The 18,972-nt window shown below is 36.4% G+C and carries 16 protein-coding genes; 10 read left to right on the forward strand and 6 right to left on the reverse strand.

Translation table 11 applies throughout. The annotated features are described in order from the left end of the window. Positions 1 to 296: 296 nt before the first annotated feature. Positions 297 to 749 carry a VOC family protein gene (locus BC008_RS10160; protein ID WP_058183495.1) on the reverse strand — a complete coding sequence of 151 codons (453 nt, stop codon included), beginning with the start codon at positions 747 to 749 and terminating at the stop codon, positions 297 to 299. Between the two features lie 210 nt (positions 750 to 959). Between BC008_RS10160 and BC008_RS49390 the strand changes: the two genes are divergently transcribed. Further along, on the forward strand, positions 960 to 1,109 hold the full coding sequence (locus BC008_RS49390; RefSeq protein ID WP_161938100.1) for a hypothetical protein: 150 nt from the start codon (positions 960 to 962) through the stop codon (positions 1,107 to 1,109). 17 nt (positions 1,110 to 1,126) lie between these two features. Here the strand turns inward: BC008_RS49390 and BC008_RS10165 are convergent, their stop codons facing one another. From BC008_RS10165 to BC008_RS10175, 3 genes are all read right to left on the reverse strand, one after another. Further along, positions 1,127 to 1,621 (reverse strand): hypothetical protein, encoded by a 495-nt coding sequence (locus BC008_RS10165; protein ID WP_027846880.1) that lies wholly within the window; start codon positions 1,619 to 1,621, stop codon positions 1,127 to 1,129. Positions 1,622 to 1,776: 155 nt separating this feature from the next. Then, positions 1,777 to 2,451: an HAD-IA family hydrolase gene (locus tag BC008_RS10170; RefSeq protein ID WP_027846879.1), complete on the reverse strand. Its 675-nt coding sequence runs from the start codon at positions 2,449 to 2,451 to the stop codon at positions 1,777 to 1,779. 1,404 nt (positions 2,452 to 3,855) lie between these two features. After that, positions 3,856 to 5,049, reverse strand: a complete 1,194-nt coding sequence (locus BC008_RS10175; protein WP_027844531.1) for an NAD(P)/FAD-dependent oxidoreductase — start codon at positions 5,047 to 5,049, stop codon at positions 3,856 to 3,858. Positions 5,050 to 5,427: 378 nt separating this feature from the next. Here BC008_RS10175 and BC008_RS10180 point away from each other — a divergent pair, with 378 nt between their 5' ends. After that, positions 5,428 to 7,395: a sensor histidine kinase gene (locus BC008_RS10180; RefSeq protein WP_027844532.1), complete on the forward strand. Its 1,968-nt coding sequence runs from the start codon at positions 5,428 to 5,430 to the stop codon at positions 7,393 to 7,395. A gap of 148 nt (positions 7,396 to 7,543) precedes the next feature. On the opposite strand, the gene BC008_RS10185 is transcribed toward BC008_RS10180, so the two are convergent. Then, positions 7,544 to 8,956 (reverse strand): phospholipase D-like domain-containing protein, encoded by a 1,413-nt coding sequence (locus BC008_RS10185; protein WP_027844533.1) that lies wholly within the window; start codon positions 8,954 to 8,956, stop codon positions 7,544 to 7,546. A gap of 306 nt (positions 8,957 to 9,262) precedes the next feature. Between BC008_RS10185 and BC008_RS10190 the strand changes: the two genes are divergently transcribed. Then, positions 9,263 to 10,435 (forward strand): cysteine desulfurase family protein, encoded by a 1,173-nt coding sequence (locus tag BC008_RS10190; RefSeq protein WP_027844534.1) that lies wholly within the window; start codon positions 9,263 to 9,265, stop codon positions 10,433 to 10,435. A gap of 346 nt (positions 10,436 to 10,781) precedes the next feature. Here BC008_RS10190 and BC008_RS10195 read toward each other — a convergent pair whose 3' ends face one another. Further along, positions 10,782 to 11,420, reverse strand: a complete 639-nt coding sequence (locus BC008_RS10195; protein ID WP_027844535.1) for a tetratricopeptide repeat protein — start codon at positions 11,418 to 11,420, stop codon at positions 10,782 to 10,784. 161 nt (positions 11,421 to 11,581) lie between these two features. On the opposite strand from BC008_RS10195, the gene BC008_RS10200 reads away from it, so the two are divergent. The 7 genes from BC008_RS10200 to csx10 all read left to right on the forward strand — a co-directional run. After that, positions 11,582 to 11,986, forward strand: a complete 405-nt coding sequence (locus BC008_RS10200; RefSeq protein ID WP_027844536.1) for a RidA family protein — start codon at positions 11,582 to 11,584, stop codon at positions 11,984 to 11,986. A gap of 139 nt (positions 11,987 to 12,125) precedes the next feature. Then, entirely contained in the window at positions 12,126 to 13,325 is a 1,200-nt protein-coding gene (locus BC008_RS10205) for an acyltransferase family protein (protein WP_027844537.1), read from the forward strand. An 88-nt stretch (positions 13,326 to 13,413) separates the two neighbouring features. Beyond that, complete coding sequence (locus tag BC008_RS10210; protein ID WP_027844538.1) at positions 13,414 to 13,719, forward strand: CRISPR-associated protein Csx3; 306 nt, start codon at positions 13,414 to 13,416, stop codon at positions 13,717 to 13,719. Positions 13,720 to 13,775: 56 nt separating this feature from the next. After that, positions 13,776 to 14,693 carry a hypothetical protein gene (locus BC008_RS10215; protein ID WP_027844539.1) on the forward strand — a complete coding sequence of 306 codons (918 nt, stop codon included), beginning with the start codon at positions 13,776 to 13,778 and terminating at the stop codon, positions 14,691 to 14,693. A gap of 40 nt (positions 14,694 to 14,733) precedes the next feature. After that, entirely contained in the window at positions 14,734 to 17,157 is a 2,424-nt protein-coding gene (gene cas10 / locus BC008_RS10220) for a type III-B CRISPR-associated protein Cas10/Cmr2 (protein ID WP_058183496.1), read from the forward strand. Continuing rightward, positions 17,157 to 17,888 carry an RAMP superfamily CRISPR-associated protein gene (locus BC008_RS10225; RefSeq protein ID WP_027844540.1) on the forward strand — a complete coding sequence of 244 codons (732 nt, stop codon included), beginning with the start codon at positions 17,157 to 17,159 and terminating at the stop codon, positions 17,886 to 17,888. Before cas10 ends, BC008_RS10225 begins: the two co-directional genes overlap by 1 nt. Next, a partial coding sequence (gene csx10, locus BC008_RS10230) for a type III-D CRISPR-associated RAMP protein Csx10 (RefSeq protein ID WP_058183497.1) occupies positions 17,885 to 18,972 on the forward strand: 1,088 nt, incomplete at its 3' end. The genes BC008_RS10225 and csx10, both read left to right, overlap by 4 nt.

An 18,972-nucleotide genomic window follows, 5' to 3' on the forward strand; every position in this document is an offset into this window, starting at 1 on the left:
AGACTGTTTTCTTGCATCTGAATATATTCCTTGGGTCTGATAATGTATTAACCATCACCTTTTTGTATTTATTCAGCAAGCCCTAGTTAGAGTGCAGGTCGCTTGGGCGCACATCGGTGCGCCCCTACGGGTAATAAATGTTATATAAATTATTTTTTGAAAATCCCTAAGATAAGAGCCAGAGGCTCTAGATCCTGGTTCCCAGGGTCACCCTGGGAACTAGAAACGGTAGAGACGTTGCATGCAACGTCTCTACATCATCTACATATAAATCCAAAGGGGAGGAATTTGGGGTATTAACTCGCAAATTCTAAAGCTGCGCGTCGCTGAATCTCTTCACTGGAAAGCTCTTCCACATGAGAACTGATTGACCAATTATGACCGAATGGGTCTACAACCATACCATATCTATCGCCCCAGAAGGCGTTTTCTAAAGCCATTGTTACTTTTGCTCCTGCATTTACAGCTCGCTCAAACCACAGATCTGCGTCATCAATTTGCAAATGAATACCCACAGGAGAAGCATTTAAAGTTTTTGCTGAGAGACGACCGCAATCAGGAAATTCATCATTGAGAAAGATGATTGAGTTACCGATTTGCAACTCTGCGTGCATGATTTTCTGTTTGTCTGGTGTGAGCATGCGATATTTTTCTTCTGCACCAAAAGCTTGTTTGTAGAATTCGATGGCGGATGCTGCATCGTTAACTATAAGATGTGGGGTTATGGTGTTGGACTGTTGTTGTGTCATGATTGTTGAAGAATAAGACAAATTGAATATTGAATATTGAAAAAACGTGAGGGTGAACGCAAATAACCCTCACGCTTTCTTTTTAGTACTAATGCACTAGCATGTCCATACTCAGTTACAAAAATTCATATGTTTGATTTTGTACTCAAAGAAGCTTTCTCAAATATCTGGTAATTCAGCTATATAGAGGTTTTGGGTTGAGTGCAGTGCATGACGCTTTGTAGAGACGTTGCAGAGGCTAACGCCGACGCCGCAGGCTCTGCAACGTCTCTACAGAATGGGAATATAAAAATGTATTTGATTCAAATGGAAGCCGCGATATTTAAGGCGATTGAAGCTTTGCTATGGATTTTATGTTAACGACGCTATCGTCAACCTTAAAATCTCAAACCTACACCACCTTGAACTGAAACAGCAGCACCGCTACTATTGCGATAAGCATCAAAAGCAATAATTGCATTGCCAAAAATCACAGTATTGCTATTGGGTACCATGTAATCAACTCCAGGTTGTACTGCAAAGCTGACTTTATTCCCAACAGGTGAGGGTGTATCACCACCAGCTAAGGCTAATCCTGCTCCCACGTAAGCATCAGTTTGCCAATCTAAAGGAAAATCATAAGAAACTGTTGGGACAATAGCAGTATTTTTACCAATTAAAGCTTGAGCGCGAAAAGAAACTGGCGCTTTTAACAGCTTATAACGACCAGCAATAACTCCCCCAACTTGACCACCATCGGAAAGTCCCACAGTTGGACCAACACCTACATAACTCCCATAAGCAACTTGAGCTTGTGCTGGTTTTCCAAACAATACCCAATTCATCAAAGAGCAGCCTAGTACAGCCGATGCTATATATAAGAGATGTTTCATATCAATACCCCATACACCTGTATAAATTTTACGTTTAAGTCTTGAAATTTGGGGGAATTATAAGTTACAAATTCTTATGTTTGATGAAGTATGGGGAACAGGAAACAAGAAACAGGGAAAATATTTTTGTTTGCTTTCTTATTCACTTTTTATTTTTAACTTTTAACTTTTAACTTTTGACCTGCATTACTGCGATTGATCCAGATACCTCGTACCCCTGCTGATTTAGCTCCCTCATAGTCATGGTTGACATCATCACCAATATGCCATGCAGCTTGGGGAGAACAGTTATGTTTGGATAGAGCGATCGCAAAAATTTCAGGATCGGGTTTTGCAGCACCAACCTGGCTACAAATAGTAACTGAACCAAAAAACTCTCGAAGTTCGAGGGCTTGTAAAACCGAATAAATCCGAGAATCAAAATTAGATAATACCCCCAATTCGATTCCCATACGTCGCCAGTTAATCAAAGCCGGTATCACATCAGGATAAACAAACCAAGCTTCTGCAGTTCCAAAGTGAATGTAAAGCTCGCTAAAAAATTCACCAAAATCAGGAAATTGTTTGATTACTCCTGCTTTTTCAAAAGTTTGAGCAGCAATGTCCTTCCACCATTCAAATTCCAGTTGGGGAATATCTTTTTCATCTGCATCTGGGAATATAGGTGATGTTGCAGCTTTAAAGCTATCAGTAAAAGCTTTGTCTAATACTTGTGAAGAAACTTCCACTTCAAAATCTCGCGCAATTTCGGAGTAAATTTCTCCCACACCACCTTTGACACCAAATAATGTCCCAACTGCGTCTACAAAAATTACTTTCGGTCGTTTCATGCTACGTTCCATATTAATAATCTGCAAATTAAAATAAACCCTAAATCTATCCAGAACCGCAGTTTACCTTTGAGTAAAAATCAAGTTTTTAAATTGGATGTAGTTTAGATAGCTCATAAAAATTACTACAAAGTAACATTTATGTCTGCGTGGTAGATTGCAAATATTCTTATATCCACCATATTGGAACATAAATGCAAGTAATTTTCGCAAAAATCAAAAAATTTTGTTGCATTATCCAGTACAGAAATTTATTACATCACCAGTATTCAGTTTTATTACAACATAATTAAATCTTCAGTTATTGAATCTTCCAAGTTTAATCTTCAAAATTTAACTTTTAAATATTTAACTATCAAAATCTAAATTCTGAATTCTAAATCCTAAAATCTGAATCCTAAAATCTAAACTCTGAATCCTGAATCCTAAAATCTGAATCCTAAAATCTGAATCCCAATATATCGCTTCCAACATCTAGTTCCCAAAATATAAATCTCAGAATTAGAGCGGACTTTGTGTCAAAGCTATATTCAAAATTTTGCTCGTATTAGTGAGGTACATCAATATCCTAAAAACACACAATCATGTATTTTCATGGGGATATATATACTTCACTCTGTTGCAATAACCTACAGGTGGCAATTATAGGACAAATAAATCTCAAACTTAAATAAACTTTGTTTTCATTTGCTAATATTTTTTCTCATTCTATTTAGCCAGCTATTAAAAATGAATTAAACCAAAGACATAAAAGTGTGGTCAGACCAAAAATAAATTACTAGGAACTAAGAATCAATAAGCCAAAAATTGGTTCAATAGTACCGCAATAATCTGACAAAAAATCCAAAATAAATTACTAAAGTAAATTACCAAAGTAGATTAAATCTGAATACAGTATTGATTATTACTGTATATTCCCCAGCACATGGATTTGCAAAAGATGTTTATTACAGAGTGATTCAACCAACAAAATTTTTCATCCGGACAAAAACCAAGAATATCCAGAAGAAAAATATAACGCTACGCGTAAGTAAAATATGTTCTAAACTAATACCAATTCAATAAATCATTGCAACAGATTCTCCGGTAGAGACGTTGCATGCAACGTCTCTACAAAATCTATCTGTCTCATTATTTTTCCAAATTGGTATAAGTTTATGTTGCTATAACTTAAGATTTGAGGCGCAATGTGCTGCGCCCCTGCTGGTGAAATCTTATGGTACTAATCTTTATGGGAATTTATGGAAAGCTCTTCAAACCATGTCTTCTCTTCACCAAGAAATTTTACCTGCTAAATATGTCAACCTTACCAAATGTAATTCTTGATACGAAGTAATTTATGGTTAAAAAAGCTCTACAGGTTCGTAGTTTTTATTATGATTTTTTACAGCAAATCATGTCACCTTAATCCTGGATATTATCGATAATCGGAGCTACTAACCAATTAAAACCGACTTTTAATTGATGCTCTAAGGTCGGTAAGCGATACAAATAAAGTAAGCGTCGAGCAACATATCCTAAAGTTCCTTCAATCTTGATCCCCAAACCACTTAGTGTCGCATTATCTACACCCAAAGACATAAGTTCGCCCAGTTGCGTGTAACGGAAAGGAAGTAAAGGACGATTAGTAAGAGACCCCCAGATGTTCCAAGCAACGAAATCTGATTCCTGAAAAGCGGCTTGAGCTGTTGCTGGTATTTGCTGACCATCAGCATCCAAACAATCTGCAAGATCGCCCAAAGCAAATATTTCTGGATGGTCGTGAACTTGCAAAGTTGGAAGCGTTGTAATTTGACCGCGCTGATTTTTTTTCAAAGGAAGATCTTGAACTATGGGTATAACCTTAGTACCAACAGTCCAAAGTACTAAATCTACAGGAATTGTATCTATCTGACCCTTATATTCCAAAGAAATATTATCTTTAGCGATAGACTCGACTTTAGTTTCTAAATCGATAAATATACCACGGCTATCCAAAGCTTTTTTGGCTGCTTCCCGGTTAAACTCAGTAGAAGTTTGTAAAATTTGGTCGCTCATTTCAACCAACCGAAATCTTCCCCGTTTTCCAAGTCTATCGGCTAATTTACAAGCTAACTCTACACCACTATAACCACCACCAACAATTGCTACTCGAATTTTGTCCGCGTCAGATTCCTCTAATATTCGCAGACGTTCTTCTAAGCGGTAAGTATCAGCGATACTACGGAATGGATAAGCATAGGATGTTGCTCCAGGAACTATATCTAAAGGTGTTTCTCCCCCCAAAGCTAAAACTAGACGGTCGTAAGATATTTCTGGACCGTTTTGTAAATGCACTCGATTTTGCTCCAGATCAATTCCAGATACCTCACTTTGATAAAAGCGTACTCCAGTATTTTGCAACAGTTCTTCAAAGGGAGGAGCAATTTCCCAAGTTTGCAACTCTCCTGTCAGAAGTTCATAAAGAAGTGGTAAAAACAGGAAGCGATCGCTTTTATCCACTAGCACGATTTCTGGCTTTCGTCCATCATCCCAAGTAAATTTACTCAGCCTTAAGGCAGTATAAAGACCACCAAAGCCACCACCGAGGATACAAATTTTAGCAGGTTGTTCGCTCATTAATCTAATTTATTTTTCCCATAGCATTGGTAAGTTACTTTAAGTCTAATGATTTGTGACTATTTTTTGCCATCATCTAGGCTTTAAACCTAGGAAAATGAGTTTGATTTTAAGCGCTCATTTAGTGGTCCAGATTTATTTTCAATATCAGAACACTGTCAAGCAAAGTAACTTATTATACTTTGAGGTCAAATATTTAAATCAATTTTGAAATATAAAACGGGGTTGTCACTCCAACTAAAAATTATATTTTAACTCAGTAGTTCCCTCAATTTATGAACATAAATGTCCTTATAAAGTATGAAAATTTAATTTAATTATAAAAATCGATGTCGTCCTGGGAATAATAAATAGGACTAAAAATGCGTAAAATATTATATGCTTAATCAATCGGGAAATACTGACTTAAAAAGTATCATTAATAGATTCAGATATAGTAAGAATTCGAATATTTCTCAACCTTTAAAAGATAATTGTCGCAAATTCCTGAACCAACTGAATGTTAGCCAGAAAATTGGTTTTGGATATGGTATAGCTATCAGTATAGCCATATGCGGTACCATATCAGGGATTATCGTATCCAATCATTACAAAAGTAAAGCCCGTCAAAAAGAACAGCATGCTCACGAACAAGTAGAAATAGTTCGGAGATTGCAAGCTTCAATTTTGCAGTCACGAACCCATCAACAACAGTTTATTCCATTAGTAAATCAGCCAAAAGACTTAGAAGATGAATATTCCCATTTTCTTGAGCATGCAGCAACAGTGAGAAAAACTTGGTCTGAAATCAAATCTTTTGTCTCTCATACCAATACAAAAGGTGAAGATCATGAAGCGCATACTGATGGAATTCCTAATTTACTCCAAACTTATCGAGGTATTCCAAAAGCTTATTTCCAAGAAATACGTAATATTTTACAAAAGATAGATTCCTCTAATTTAGACTCACCAGAAAAAATTGCAACTGCTCAAAAGTTACTACTGGATTTTACTAACAGTCCTTTAGCACTGAAGTTTGATGGTATCTCAGATGATTTAACCGACTTGGTAAAAATTTCCGACAATCACTATCTTGAAGCAGAGGAGTTTATAAACAATACCGATCAAATTCAGTTTTGGATTGCGTTTATTAGCATTTCTTTATCGACAATATTGGCAATATTGTTTGCATATTACATCAGCATAAGTATTTCTCGACCTCTGAAAGATTTAACTCATATAGCCAAAGAAGTTACACAAAAATCAAATTTTGACTTACAAGCTTCTATAAATACTGCAGACGAAGTGGGTGTTTTAGCAACTTCTTTCAACCAAATGATTTTTAAGGTTAAAGAACTCTTAGCAGAACAAATCAACACCAATCAAAAATTAGAATCCTACAACGATAATTTGGAAGAAAAAGTAGAGAAGCGAACTCAGGAACTAATTGAGAAAAATTTCATTCTGGAAAAAACTCTCAGGGAACTTAAAAAAACTCAAGGTCAATTGATTCAAAATGAGAAAATGTCTAGCTTGGGACAGTTAGTTGCAGGCATTGCCCATGAGATCAATAATCCTGTAAACTTTATCCATGGTAATCTCACATATGCTCACGAATATACTCAAGATCTCCTAAGATTAGTAGAAATTTACCAAGAAGAATATCCTGAGCCTACAACTAAAGTTCAAGAAGAAGTAGATTCAATAGATTTAGATTTTCTCAATGAAGATCTCCCCAAACTTTTAACTTCAATGAAGGTTGGTTCTCTACGTATTCGTGAAATAGTTAAATCCCTACGTAACTTCTCTCGTCTTGACGAATCCGAATATAAGCAAGCAGATATCCATGAAGGTATTGATAATACCTTAATGATTCTTCAAAATCGTTTGAAGGTAAAGCCGGAATCTTCTGGGATTGAGATTATCAAAGAATATGGGAAATTACCTCTAGTTGAATGTTATCCGGGTCAACTCAATCAAGTATTCATGAATTTAATCAGTAATGCAATTGATGCTTTCGATGAATATGAGCACGAGGGTAAGCACGAAAACAGTGCGGGTTTATCAACCAGAGATGTTAAAACTACAAAAAGTCAGATTCGGATCTCTACTCAGACTTTAGACTCTAAATCTGTAACTATTTGCATAGCAGATAATGGACCTGGGATACCAGGAAAAATTATCTCCAGACTATTTGACCCTTTCTTTACGACCAAAGAAGTGGGAAAAGGAACCGGATTAGGATTAGCAATTAGCCATCAAATAATTGTAGAAAAGCATCATGGAAAATTAGAGTGCTTATCTCGACTTGGTGAAGGGACTGATTTTATAATTAAAATCCCAATTACACAAGTCACAACATCATAGAGTCAATAATTTTTTCGGTAGCTTAATTGCAGGGTTTCTACCACTTTGACAATAAATAGGAATCCAGTTCATTTCATTGATTTTGTGGGATCGCGATTATGTTTGATTGTTATGCTTGTATCAAGAAACTTTTAAATTGATTGGTAGTTTATTTATTTGTACATTTTCTTGTTTGTTGTTCCACAGTTTTGTATATTTTTTTTGGAATATCAAATATTGCATTGGTATAAAGTCGCTCAAACTCTCGAACGTAATGAGCAGCAACTTGAGGGCTATCTATCACCAAAACAGTTTCGTCATTTTTATAATTAGCTGCTTCCGACCAATTGTGAGAACCCGTAATTACTAATTTTTTATCTACAATTGCAAACTTATGATGCAGTAAATCACCTTTTGGTAATAGAGGGACTCCGACTGTATTGATCGGGTTCTCCCAGGGATTATTTTCTGGTTCATATTTACATTTTCTTTTAATAGCAATACCCAACATATCTAAGGCTTCGCTGTAGGAACGATAAGCAAAGTCTTTTTCAATTAAAGCTCTAATTTTTACATTATTTTTATTTTGCCATTTCAAAGTATCTGCTAGTTGCTGAGCAGAAAATACAAATAATGCCATATCGATGGATTCTCCAGCAGACTTTAGGCTTGCATCGATTAAACCATTGCTAGTTTCAATCCAATCATTACTACGAGCAATCGGTGAAAATTTAACTGTAATTCTATTATTACCTAAGATAATTTTTTTTGCTTTTCTCAAAGGCTTTTTAATCCCAAATTTACTATCCTTTTTTCCTCCAACTCCATCACCCCACATGAAATTAAATTCTTCTGTAAATAAAGTAGCTAATTTAGGGCTATCTATTTTCAATAAATTATTTATATTACCCAAACTATTAGGATTACTATAGTCACCGTGGATACCACTTAAAGTTAAATTACTAGAGGTTATAATCACAAATCTGTTGTCCACAACTACAAATTTATGATGCATTAAACCACTACCCTTAGAACCATCTTCAGTATCATCAATAATAGGGATTTTGGCATTTTTTAATATCAATAAAGCATCTCTTTGAGCAATTTCATCCTGACTAAGTTTGCCATTATTGTTAATATCTGCAAAATTTTTGAAATCTTGATAGCGTTGGCGCTCTCTTTGTGGTAAAGATGCAATTTCTGTGGATGTAAAACTACTCCAAGGGCGGCTATATTTATTTTCGAGAATAATTCTTACTTTGACACCTACCCTATATCTATCAACTAATGCTTCAGCTACTTTTGGCAAACGTAGCTCCTGAACTGCAACATCTATACTATTTTTTGCCTCGGAAATAACATTTATAATTTGTTTTTCTAAATTATCTCCATATCGGGTTTGCATCCGATATTGTTCTCGATACTCAGAGGCAGTTGAATGGTTAAAGTAAACTTGAACAAATTTATCTTGAGGTAGTTGTTGTTGCAGTTTCTTGGGAGAATGGATTTGTCGACAACCAGCGAGAAGAAAAAACAACAAAAAGATTTGGGAATAATGTTTGTAGTTATAAAACAGATGCACAGTATTCTGCTAAAAATTAGTTAGTAGTGAATTACTCTTATAGTTCCCAATTTAGACATTTACTAAGTACCCACTCACAAATAAACTCAGCTATCTTGATTAAAACTTCAGGCTAATACCCTGATGGGTTATCAAAATATAAACTTTCTAGCTAAATTGAAAAAATATTTCTCATACTAAGAGAAACGTCCTCTTACCCACTAATAATCGTGAACTATAAAAAAATTCTCAGAATTTGCTCGATTAACTATGTAAGCTGAGAATAGAGACAGCCTGTTGCCAGCATATGTTTTCACTCATATTTTTATGCAAGTTTATTTAGACTACAGCGCCACCACCCCTACCCGTCGGGAAGCTATAACCACGATGCAAGCAGTAATGACCAATCAATGGGGAAACCCATCCAGCTTGCATGAGTGGGGACAACGTGCAGCAACAGTGGTAGAGCAAGCAAGGATGCAGGTTGCTGCTTTAATTAATGCGCCCGCTGAATCAATGATTTTTACCAGTGGAGGTACCGAAGCTGATAATCTCGCGATTATGGGCGTTGCTCGTTGGTATACCGAACCCCAACATATAATCATTTCCAGTGTGGAGCATTCTGCGGTTTCTGAACCAGTAAGATTACTTGAAAAATGGGGTTGGGAAGTAACGCGTTTGGCGGTCGATGCTAAAGGTAGAGTTAATCCCCTTGATTTGAAAGCAGCTTTGCAGGATAACACTGTTCTGATTTCGGTCATCTACGGACAAAGTGAAGTTGGAACAGTACAACCAATTGAAGAATTAGGTAAGATTGCTCGCAGTGCAAATATTTTATTTCATACTGATGCCGTACAAGCTGCAGGACGTTTACCAATCGACGTCCAAAAAACATCAGTGGATTTATTGAGCATTTCCAGTCATAAAATTTATGGACCGCAGGGAGCAGGTGCATTATATGTGCGTCCGGGGGTAGAGTTGATTCCCTTGGTCTTAGGGGGCGGTCAAGAAGCGCGTTTGCGTTCCGGAACCCAAGCAACTCCTATCATTGCTGGATTTGGAACTGCTGCGGAATTAGCAGCCCAAGAATTATCCCTCGAAACGCCAAGGCTAATTGAGTTGAGAAATAGGTTGTTCGCTCAGTTGGCTGATATTCCTGGGTTAATACCTACCGGCGATTTAATTCAACGCTTACCCCATCACGTGAGCTTTTGTTTGGAGCAAACTGATGGAGGAAGAATTAGTGGAAAAACTCTGGTTAGACAAATGAATTTAGCTGGAATTGGTATTAGCGCTGGTGCTGCTTGTAGTAGTGGTAAGCTCAACCCGAGTTCTATTTTGTTAGCAATGGGTTTTGACGAACAAGTAGCACTAGGTGCTATTCGCATGACATTGGGACGTTACACTACCGAAGCCGATATAGATTGGGTTGCGATGGTATTTCAGCAAGTTTTAGAACGACTGCAACCAGAATTATCCTTGGCGAAGAGTATAAATTAGGGGAATTATTGATTAATAAATCTAAGTCTAAGATCGCAATCGCGTGTTTTACCAATAACACGCGATTTTCTTTTGTGGTGTGAATAAAAAATAGTAAATCACGGCTAATGTGAATTAAATTAAGCCTTGTGATATCAAGGGTTTCAAGAACTGGCTTAAATCAAGTTTGTGATTATTATCACGAATTTACGTTATTTCAGCTTCTAATTCACACAAAGCGTAAATCATCATTTTGCTGAAAACTGAAGAAGAAAAAAAGTAGGAGATAGGAATAAATATTAGATTTACTTTGCTGAATTATGAAAAGTTTCAAATTATTTTTGGGAGAATGTACTCGTACAAACTCCTATTTTTTATCCCAACTACGCACAATTTTATGAACCCGAGCCAAATACCACATATAATCATCAATTCGGTAGGAGTCTACAGCCTTAGTTATATAAGATTGAGCCTCTTCAGTGCGATCGCTTGCTTCAAAATATAATCCTACGTAAAGGTGACTATAAAATTTGGAACGCTTATCGAAAGGATTTCCTATTTTTAATACATCTTCTGTGGAGCAGTTCCCTCCATACAGTTCGTAAACTTTACGCATTACTAAACGGGGATCGTTTTTTACAGAAAGTAAAGATTTACGCGCTTCATCTGACCCTTGAAGACGAGCTACGCAAAGATAACGCCAAACAGTTTCTTCTACATCTTGGGAATTAACAGTTAAGTCTATCTCAAACTGAGAAGCACCTTCGGCGAATCTATTAGCATAGTAATAGGATAGTCCTCGCTGCCATAAATAGGGAGTTATACTTGGTTTTAATTTTTCTGCAGCGTCAAAGTCAGCAATAGATTCGTTGACTTGAGCCAGTTTAAATTTGACCATTCCCCTTTGTACGTAAGCTCCAGGGTTGTCGGGGTGAGTTGAAACCAGTTCATTGTAGCGTTCTAATTCCTTATGGAGTGAATTATTGAGTGAGTTATTTAAATTCATCTGAAAAAGTTGTTCCTACAGAAGTATTTAGAAGTATTTATAAATATTAAATGCTTATTTTGTTGTAACTCACCCTACTTGAGAATTGATTTTTTAAAGACTGAATATCCTGCTAATCTACTTTTAGACAGTGGGTAAATAGAGTGGGTAAATAAAAATCTATGACGGAACGCCAAATTATATCCACTGGAACAACCTGGGAACCAATTGTCGGATATTCCCGTGCTGTTCGGGTTGGTAATATTATCCATGTTTCGGGGACAACAGCTACAGATAATGATGGAAATATTGTTGGTGTGGGTGACTCATATCTCCAAACAATACAGATTATTCGCAATATTGAGTCAGCATTAAAAAGATTGGATAGTTCTTTAGCAGATGTTGTCCGCACTCGGATTTATGTCGTTAATATTGACGATTGGGAGCAAGTCGGTCGCGCACATGGAGAGTTTTTTCGAGATATCAGACCTGCTTGCAGTATGGTTGAAGTTAGTCGGTTGATTTTACCGGAATTTTTGGTGGAAATTGAAGGGGAAGCGATAGTTGGTTCGCAACGGATGGGTTAACAGGTGGGGTGATGATGGGAAAAACGCGTGTCTATCTATACTTTTTTATTTCTTAAATAATACCAATTCGATAAATCATTGCAACAGGTTCTCCAAATTGGTGTAAGTAAAAAAATAATCACTTTTTGCAATAGTCAGAATGAATCAGGAATCTGTATTGAATCTCGGAGTAAGTAAACCTGTTAGACGTTACGACTTTGACTCACTCAAAGTAATGGGAACGTTTGCAGTGTTTATTTTCCACTGTCTGCGATTTTTCGATCTTGGAGCTTGGCACGTTAAAAATAATGAGCTTAATGCGATCGCAAGCATTTCTGCCATAATTTTACTGCAATGGATAATGCCTTTGTTTTTTGTCTTGTCTGGAGCTAGCATCTATTTTGCACTCAGATTTCGTACCCCAAGACAATTCGTCCAAGAACGCTGTATGCGTTTGCTGATTCCTCTAGTCTTCGGGATTTTCATCCTATCTCCACCACAAGTATACCTAGAACGTTTAACTAATCCCCGTCATGGGGTTGCATCATGGGATGGAGGATTACAATTTTCTGGTTCATTTTGGGACTTCATACCCTACTACTTTCAAGGATTTTATCTATTCGGGGGAAATTTTGCTTGGATGGGAATGCATCTGTGGTATTTGTTAGTGTTATTTCTATTTTCGCTCTTATTTTTACCTCTATTTATATATTTCAAACAAGGTAAAGGAGAAAAACTAATTGGAACGGTGGTAAAAATCCTGGAAAAACCAATGGTGATTTTTCTACTCGGGTTACCGATCGCATTATTAGAAACTACCCTTAACCCAACAACGTTAGGATTCCGGACAGCTGGAGGTTGGAATCTTTTTAGCTATGTGGTGTTTTTGCTGGGGGGTTATTTTATTGTTACGGAGCAGCGAATTGAGCAAGCAGTAGATCAAAATTTTATACCAGCATTGGTGTTCGCGGTATTCACTACTCTATTACTATTGCAACCAGATCTAAATCAACTCATGAGGGACAAAAATTATGGTTCGTGGGGTTACACCTTGATGATAACTTTAAGATCCTTCAATTCCTGGTTTTGGATCGTAGCATTTTTGGGTATGGGTAGGAAATTTCTCAGCTTTAGCTCTCCAACATTACGGTATCTAAGTGAAGCATCCTTGCCATTTTATATGTTACATCAAACCATAATTGTATTGATTGGGTTTATTATTGCAACCTGGGAAATAGGAATTTTCGCGAAATTTATTGTTCTTAGTTCATTTACTTTGACTGCGATCGCTTTCCTTTATGAATTACTTATTAGAAGGATTGGTTTACTGCGATTTTTCTTTGGTTTGAAGCCGACATGAGCAATACAAAAAATAAATAATTCCTTCTTGGAAATAGCATATTCCACCATGCTTGTATGATGTTCCTATGTCGAGATGAGGAGCAACAATGAGCACCTACAGCATTGAATTACAAGATGAAACTTTGCAGGTAAATTTTGGCGAAGCAGCGCAAAACGACGACATTGTCAAGGATGCAGCTAAAATACTAGAGAAAATGACCTCGCTCGGCGAAATGACCGGAGGACAATTACTCAAAATCAACGGTCCTATTTCTATTCCTGTTGCGTTTGTTTTAGCTCACAAAGTTAGCCATATTTATGGTGCAGTTGCAGTGTTCGATCCTAAGATTGGTAAATTTGTGACTTGCATCACTCACAATCCAGCATATAAGCTGGGAGACTTAATTGATTGATTTTGACTTGATTTGGGGGTGCAAATTGAGAGAAACATAAACTTTGAAACTTAATTATGAGTACTTATCATATTGATGTAGAAGGGGATATTCTCAAAGTAAAATTTGGTGCTATCAAAGCTAATGGGGATCGGATAGTCAAAGATGCAGCAAAACGTTTAGATGAATTGCTTGGATTTGGAGCAATACCTGGGGGTAAACTTTTAAAAATCGATGGTCCTGCATCTTTACCAGTATGTTATTTAATAGCACATAAGTTATCTCATTTATACGGTGCGATCGCAATCTTCGATCCAAAAATTGGTAGAAAAGGATATAAAACCTATATCATCGCCATTACTCACACTCCAGCTTATGAAATTGGCGAATTAATTGAAACGGAAGAACCACAACAAGATAAACAAGGACCAAAAGTAGTTATTTGTGGTCCCCCACAATCAGGAAAATCATGTCTGCGGGAAGGTTTAAAACAAGTAATTAGCAGTATTAAAGATGCGCCATATCCCTATGTGATAACTGCTTGTCCTGATGGTGAAGGTTCTTGGTTTTCGGAAGTAGCACAACGGGATCCAGGATTAGCACGAAGTTTGAAGGACGCTTATAAATCTAAGTTTACTGTGGAATTTGCTCAGAAAGCTGCAAGTTGGGTGCACAGTGCAAATGCACCTTTAAATATTATTGATGTGGGTGGGAAAATTACTGAGGAAAATCAGTTAATTATGCGTGAGGCGACACATGCAGTTATTTTGACAGGAGAAAGAGATAAAATACCTGATTGGAAGAGGTTTTGCGAAGATTTAGGTTTGGGAATAGTTGCGGTTATCCACAGTGATTTACATGCTACAGAAGATAATATTATTACTAAATCGCCGATTTTAATTGGTAGCGTTCACCGTTTGGAAAGAGGTGAGGATGTCTCGAGACGGGAGATGGTGAAAGCTTTAGCTGAGTTGTTAGTGGGAATGACTCGTTAAAATCAGATTTGATGATATCAGAATAGTAAGATAATGACTTATGAATAGTAATTCAGAGCAAAGTAATTCAAATAAAACTAATCAAAATAAAATTAATACTGGAATTGCATGGTGTTTAGCTTGGGGTGAAGGAAGAGAAGCTAAGCATGATTTAAAAGTCTTGAAAGAAATGCAAAAAGCATTGATGAGTGAAGGAGAAATTCCAGAGGAAGTATCTGATATTGTAACTGCAGTTAAGGGATTAGAACAATTAGAAGATATAGAAAATTTCCCAAAAAATTTGGATGAGTTAAATAAGTTGATAGAAAATCATCCTTTACTTTGGGAATCAAAAATTGGTTTGGTTTATGGGGGTGTAACCAAAGTTAAACAATATGTTTTTGAAGCACCAAAATTACCAGATATTCGTGGTGCTTCGGCGTTATTAGATAGAATTAATTTGGTTGATTTACCAGCTTTTTTTGGTGTTACTCCAAAATATGACCCTAAATTAAATACTCCTAAGTATAGTGCTCAATGTAATGTGGTCAGAAACTGGTTAAATGAGAACTTTCCCAAACAATCGGATGATGAATCGAAGTTCTCAGAGGTTTTAATTCCCGAACTGATTATCTATTCTACAGGTGGAAATATATTAGCTTTTTGTCCAGCTGCTTTTGTTGACGATTTAGCTAATGCAATTGAAAAACGTTATACTTATGAAACCTTAACAGCTAACTCTTGTGCGGTTGGGGATTGTTTTAAGTTACTTGATGTGACTTTTGGATTATTACGAGATAATATTACAGATACATTTTGGTTAGATAAGTATCGTAAAGAATACAAACATCCGATAGTAGAAGCTTGTTTTGGAAAAATTGAGAATGATTCAAATCATGATTCAAATATATTAGATAAAAAAGTTGTAGAAAATTTCCAAAACCGTAAAAGTTTTAATGAACTAACAACCAAATTAGCTGCTAAATTTAATCAACGTCGTAGTGGAAATGATACTGATAACCGTCCCACTCGTCGTTATCCACCAATGTTTGAGACTCATCCTTATCTGAGACGAGATGGAGTGGAAAAGCGTAGTGCGATCGCTCAAGTAGATCTAATTACCGGAAAACCTTATTTGTCTGAACCTGCGATTAGAAAGAGATGTATTGGCGATCGCGCCAAAAAAGAAACACAAGGTACACCCCAATGGTATAAAGAACTGAAACTAGATTGGGAACCAGGAATCATTGAGAATTGGACGAACAAATTTGAAATATTTCTGCAAGAAAATCCAGAACAATATAAAAAGTACTGTAAGGATTGCGATCTTGAGAAAGTAGAAACACCCCCATCTTTAACCCACATAGGTAAAGTCAGTAATGGATTTGTTGCTTACATTTACGCTGATGGTAATAATATGGGAGGTTATATCCAAAAAATCCGCACTCCTCAGCAATATCAAAATTTCAGCGAGGATGTTGATAACGCTACAAAATATTCTGTATATCAAGCATTAGCAGATAAGCTTCATCCTAGAAAATTACAAGGAATTGATGAATCAACATCAAGATTAAAAAACAATAGAGATTTAATCCATCCCTTTGAAATAGTTACCATCGGTGGGGATGACATTATCATTATCGTTCCTGCAGATAAAGCTTTAGAAATCGCCCAAATGATTGGGGAACAGTTTGAAAAAATTCTTTTGAAAGAAGTTGCGATCGCAAATGTAGAAATTAAAGATGAGTATCGAGTTGAATCAACAAATAAGCCTGCTGAATTAAATAAAATTCATCGTTATTCTTGGGAAACTGCTCCAGCTTCACAATGTAAGTTAAGTATGTCGAGTGGTGTCTTGATTACTTCTTACAATACACCTGTATATTATGCAGAAAAATTAACTACACAATTACTGAAATCAGCGAAAAAAAGAGCGAAAAGACTGAAAAAAACAGAATTTGGTTACTGCGGAGGAACCGTTGACTTTTTGGTCTTAAAAGCAGTCACAATGATTTCTTCTGATATAGAAGAGTTTCGTAAAAAAGCATTAGTTAAAGAACGCGGTGCAAAACTAAAGTTATATGCTGCACCTTATACTTTACACGAATTGGAGGGATTAATTAAATCAGTCCAAGCTTTGAAAAAAGCAGAATTTCCTAAATCACAAATCTACCAAATTCGTAGTTTTCTGGAAAGAGGTAAACAAACAGCTATTTTAAATTACCGTTATTTCCGAGCCAGATTAAAACTAGAAAACTCAAAATTACTAAAACAAGATTTTGAAGACCCTTGGTGTTCAGCAAAAACAAATGGAGGTAACTTAGCACCTTGGATGTTTGAACCAGAAGAGAAAATCTATGAAACTATTTGGCGCGAACTTGTAGATATCTATGAATTTATTAGCAAAGATGATGATTCTGAAATAAATGATGAAACAAGTAATGGAATAAATAAGCAAAATATTATTACTACTAAAACTAATTGATGATATATCTACAACAATTATCTAATTCAATAAAAACTTATACGATCGCAGCGATAATTGATACTGCTTTATGTATCGGTGCTGGAGGTTCTTCTGGTTCCCTAGCAGATAAAGCAATTGTTCGTAACTCCGAAGGTAATTTACTAATTCCTGCTTCTCAAGTAAAAGGTCGTCTCCGTCATGAATGTGAAAAAATTGCTCGAGGTTTGGGATGGAGTATTTCTGAATCTCCCAATCCAGAAAAAATGGTGATTTTCCGAAATAACAACGCACCTGATGGGTTTCGACGTCCAGAATATAAAGTACCTGGATACGAAGAAACATATCACTGTTTAATTAGCCAGATTTTTGGGGATCCAGTTTTACCTTCACGAGTTATATTCGACGATTTAATTTGCACTGAAGATCCAGAAAACTTACCTGAAGTCTTGCGTCCTGGTGTGACTATCAACCGTCGTCGGAAAACAGCAGAAGAGAAAAAACTTTATTTTTTAGAAACTTCTCCCGCAAATGCAAAGCTTGAATTTACAGGTGAGATTCATATTCAACCAAGCTTGACACCACAAAGAACCGATTACGCAGAAGCATTAATTTGGTCTGGTTTGCGACATATTAATGCATTGGGGGGAAGTAAATCTGCTGGTTTGGGATGGTTAACTTGGGAATTACCCGACGAAATAGATATAGATGAAGCAGTTTGGGAATTCTTAGGAAGAGGAGAGATAAAGTGAAACGGATCGAACTCGAAATTAAAGCTTTATCACCCCTTGCTGTTGGAAGACAAAAACCTGGTGGTTCAGTTAGTGAAGTTGATGATTATATTTCAGGTACGGTGATTCGTGGTGGAATTGCTGCTCAAATTTTGCAAGAATCCGGTCATCGTTCTGTTGACCTAACGGAAAATGGTGGTGATTTTCAAGCTTTGTTTCTTGGTGATGAAGCAGCAATATTTCAAAATGCTTATCCATCAATCAAAACTAAAGGTAAAGTTGTCCCTAAAGGTGGAATAGAAGAAACTAAAGTTTTACCTCTAACCGCACTCAGTTCTAAAACAAAACCAGGTTTTAAAAATTCTAAATCTTCAAACAACGGAGTTTTTGACAGTCTCATAGACCGTTTTTGCTCCGAACACTATGGTTATGTATATGAACCCAGCTGTCCCATCGATGGGGGAAGAGTTGAACCATACAGTGGTTTCTACGCGAGACATCGACAAACATATTACAGTTTATCTGTTAATAAACGTCTCTTAACGCGAGTCGGGATTAATAGAAAACGTGCTACATCTGAAGAAGATATTCTTTACAGCATTGAAGTTCTCAATGAATCAGAGTCTACAGGGAATAATCCTAAACCTGTAATTTACAAATCAGCAATTATAGTTGTAGATGATTTAGCAGATTCTCTTTGGGAATTTATTCATAGTCGTCGGTATCGCTTTCGTTTGGGTGGGTCGATTTCACGGGGACTAGGTAAAGTTGAAATTAGTGCTCAAAAACCAGTCGAATTCAAACCTAACGTCCAAAATAAAATAGAGGAATTTACTAAGCAGTTACAAGAACGCTGGAAAACATGGAGTATTTTTGGTAATCCCATTCAAGAATTACCAAATAATGGCACTTACTACTTTACTTTAGACCTACAATCAGACGCAATATTAACCGAAAACTGGCGCAGTACTACTGTCATTTCTGCTTATATGCTTCAGCAATTCACGGGTGTTGAAGAAGATATAGCAACCGCCAGGTTAGCTAGGACGCTAAAGTCAAGACATGCTCCATGGCTTCTCGCAGTGTTCCAAAATTCTCGAGTTGT

The organism is Mastigocoleus testarum BC008 (assembly GCF_001456025.1).
Taxonomy (GTDB): Bacteria; Cyanobacteriota; Cyanobacteriia; order Cyanobacteriales; family Nostocaceae; genus Mastigocoleus; species Mastigocoleus testarum.

Excerpts from the sequence above, each read along its gene's own strand:
- BC008_RS10180 (WP_027844532.1), top strand. The coding sequence starts at position 5,428 with ATGCTTAATCAATCGGGAAATACTGACTTAAAAAGTATCATTAATAGA.
- BC008_RS49390 (WP_161938100.1), top strand. The coding sequence starts at position 960 with ATGACGCTTTGTAGAGACGTTGCAGAGGCTAACGCCGACGCCGCAGGC.
- BC008_RS10160 (WP_058183495.1), bottom strand. The coding sequence starts at position 749 with ATGACACAACAACAGTCCAACACCATAACCCCACATCTTATAGTTAAC.
- BC008_RS10215 (WP_027844539.1), top strand. The coding sequence starts at position 13,776 with ATGAGTACTTATCATATTGATGTAGAAGGGGATATTCTCAAAGTAAAA.
- BC008_RS10175 (WP_027844531.1), bottom strand. The coding sequence starts at position 5,049 with ATGAGCGAACAACCTGCTAAAATTTGTATCCTCGGTGGTGGCTTTGGT.
- BC008_RS10225 (WP_027844540.1), top strand. The coding sequence starts at position 17,157 with ATGATATATCTACAACAATTATCTAATTCAATAAAAACTTATACGATC.
- BC008_RS10165 (WP_027846880.1), bottom strand. The coding sequence starts at position 1,621 with ATGAAACATCTCTTATATATAGCATCGGCTGTACTAGGCTGCTCTTTG.
- cas10 (WP_058183496.1), top strand. The coding sequence starts at position 14,734 with ATGAATAGTAATTCAGAGCAAAGTAATTCAAATAAAACTAATCAAAAT.
- BC008_RS10205 (WP_027844537.1), top strand. The coding sequence starts at position 12,126 with ATGAATCAGGAATCTGTATTGAATCTCGGAGTAAGTAAACCTGTTAGA.
- BC008_RS10190 (WP_027844534.1), top strand. The coding sequence starts at position 9,263 with ATGCAAGTTTATTTAGACTACAGCGCCACCACCCCTACCCGTCGGGAA.
- BC008_RS10170 (WP_027846879.1), bottom strand. The coding sequence starts at position 2,451 with ATGAAACGACCGAAAGTAATTTTTGTAGACGCAGTTGGGACATTATTT.
- BC008_RS10195 (WP_027844535.1), bottom strand. The coding sequence starts at position 11,420 with ATGAATTTAAATAACTCACTCAATAATTCACTCCATAAGGAATTAGAA.
- BC008_RS10200 (WP_027844536.1), top strand. The coding sequence starts at position 11,582 with ATGACGGAACGCCAAATTATATCCACTGGAACAACCTGGGAACCAATT.
- BC008_RS10210 (WP_027844538.1), top strand. The coding sequence starts at position 13,414 with ATGAGCACCTACAGCATTGAATTACAAGATGAAACTTTGCAGGTAAAT.